This window comes from Aquimarina agarivorans, assembly GCF_000218485.1.
In the GTDB taxonomy this organism is placed as follows: Bacteria; Bacteroidota; Bacteroidia; order Flavobacteriales; family Flavobacteriaceae; genus Aquimarina; species Aquimarina agarivorans.
Map to the genome: position 1 here is coordinate 1 of NZ_AFPB01000107.1, position 826 is coordinate 826.

Annotated in this window: 1 pseudogene; it reads left to right on the forward strand. The window is 43.8% G+C overall.

The features are described 5' to 3' along the window. Positions 1 to 188 precede the first annotated feature (188 nt). Positions 189 to 826, forward strand: a pseudogene (gene catA / locus GMC_RS22975) (type A chloramphenicol O-acetyltransferase); the annotation flags it as partial.

Below are 826 nucleotides of genomic sequence, written 5' to 3' on the forward strand. Positions count from 1 at the left end.
TCTCTATGCGCGCAGAATAAATAAATCCTGGTGTCCCTGTTGATACCGGGAAGCCCTGGGCCAACTTTTGGCGAAAATGAGACGTTGATCGGCACGTAAGAGGTTCCAACTTTCACCATAATGAAATAAGATCACTACCGGGCGTATTTTTTGAGTTATCGAGATTTTCAGGAGCTAAGGAAGCTAAAATGGAGAAAAAAATCACTGGATATACCACCGTTGATATATCCCAATGGCATCGTAAAGAACATTTTGAGGCATTTCAGTCAGTTGCTCAATGTACCTATAACCAGACCGTTCAGCTGGATATTACGGCCTTTTTAAAGACCGTAAAGAAAAATAAGCACAAGTTTTATCCGGCCTTTATTCACATTCTTGCCCGCCTGATGAATGCTCATCCGGAATTTCGTATGGCAATGAAAGACGGTGAGCTGGTGATATGGGATAGTGTTCACCCTTGTTACACCGTTTTCCATGAGCAAACTGAAACGTTTTCATCGCTCTGGAGTGAATACCACGACGATTTCCGGCAGTTTCTACACATATATTCGCAAGATGTGGCGTGTTACGGTGAAAACCTGGCCTATTTCCCTAAAGGGTTTATTGAGAATATGTTTTTCGTCTCAGCCAATCCCTGGGTGAGTTTCACCAGTTTTGATTTAAACGTGGCCAATATGGACAACTTCTTCGCCCCCGTTTTCACCATGGGCAAATATTATACGCAAGGCGACAAGGTGCTGATGCCGCTGGCGATTCAGGTTCATCATGCCGTTTGTGAATGGCTTCCATGTCGGCAGAATGCTTAATGAATTACAACAGTACTGCG